Origin of the sequence: Faecalibacillus sp. TM498 (genome assembly GCF_020589955.1) — a bacterium.
In the GTDB taxonomy this organism is placed as follows: domain Bacteria; phylum Bacillota_I; class Bacilli_A; order Erysipelotrichales; family Coprobacillaceae; genus Faecalibacillus; species Faecalibacillus intestinalis.
Genome location: NZ_JAJDKB010000113.1, coordinates 1 through 1,463 on the forward strand (window position 1 = coordinate 1; position 1,463 = coordinate 1,463).

The 1,463-nt window shown below is 31.4% G+C and carries 1 protein-coding gene and 1 pseudogene; both read left to right on the top strand.

What is annotated here, in order from left to right:
- Positions 1-146: 146 nt before the first annotated feature.
- Positions 147-860, top strand: a complete 714-nt coding sequence (locus LJD32_RS14840; RefSeq protein WP_032089599.1) for a GntR family transcriptional regulator — start codon at positions 147-149, stop codon at positions 858-860.
- 237 nt (positions 861-1,097) lie between these two features.
- Positions 1,098-1,463: pseudogene (locus LJD32_RS14845) on the top strand (PTS sugar transporter subunit IIC); the annotation flags it as partial.

The following is a 1,463-nucleotide window of genomic DNA, read 5'->3' on the forward strand; positions in this document are numbered from 1 at the left end:
TCATAATTGGAAATCGTAATTCCATGGAGATGAAGGTAGAGGGAATGGTTTCAAACATATTTACACAAAAATAGCCTTCTTGTTAAAAAGTCCGTGCAAATTTATGAAAAGTATGGTATTTTTAGTTATGGTAGGAGGGATGGCCTATGGTTAAATATATTGATATCGCAGATGATATTAGAAGTAAGATTTTTGATAAAAAATATACATATGGACAAAAACTCCCTTATGAATATGTATTATGTGTTGCTTATCATTGTAATAAAGAAACAATGAAAAAAGCCTTGGATATATTAGTAAAAGAAGGATTGATTGTAAGAAGAAGAGGGGCAGGAACTTTTGTAAAGGATTATGATGCTTCTTCAGAAGATGCGACTCAACTTAAACAATCAGGATTGGGTTTAACACGAAAATTAAAAGGCAAAGGTGAATTAAAAAGTGAAATTATTGAATTTTCGGTTATACCGAGTGATGAGCATATATCTAAAAAATTACAAATAGAAGAGGGATCCTTTGTCTATCATATTATTAGAAAAAGAGTGTTTGATGATAAACCGTATTGTTTAGAAATCACATACATGCCTATTTCTATTATTCCAAATTTAAAATTAGAGCATTTGAAAGGCTCGATATACCAGTATATTGAAAAAGAATTAAAATTAAAGATACAAAGTACGCATAAAACTATACGTGCTCATCTATCGAGTCCGTTAGAACAAGAAAATTTGGGATTGAAGGAATATGAACCATATATTGAAGTTGAACAAACGGCATATTTAAGTAGTGGGATTATCTTTGAATATTCATTTACGAGATATCATTACAACAATTTTGAACTTCAAACAGTAACGGTTCAATAGCCAAAAAACATAAAAAAACGCTGTCTAAATGATAGCGTTTTCTTTTTTTTACAAAAAAATCAAAAAAATAACCGTTTTCAAAAACGTTGAAAAACCCTTATTTTATGCGGTTTTTTTAAAGATTATGTTTTTTTAAATTAAAAGTATGGTACTTTTAATTTAAAAAAACATTGACTTTTATTTGCATAATAGATTATACTATTAGTGTCAAAAAAATATTTAAGGGAGGAAAAATTTATGGACAAAATGGCGGATGTCTTAGGTCGCGCTGGTGCATGGTGCGGTCAAAACAAATATTTATCTGCAATTAAAAATGCGTTCCAAAACTTCATGCCTTTAACAATCGCTGGGGCAATCGGGGTTTTATGGTGTAACGTATTAGTTAACGACCAAACAGGTTTAGGATTATTCTTCAAACCAATCATGGCTTTAGATTTCTTAAATCCTGCATTCCAAGCCGTTAACTTCTGTACAATCAGCTGTATCACAGTTGGTATCACTCTTGGTATCGCCCAAGAAATCGGTGTTTGGAACATGGGAGCTGAAAGAGCTGGTTACATTCCAGGTTTAGTAGGTTTAGCTGCATGGTTATCAGTTACAAAC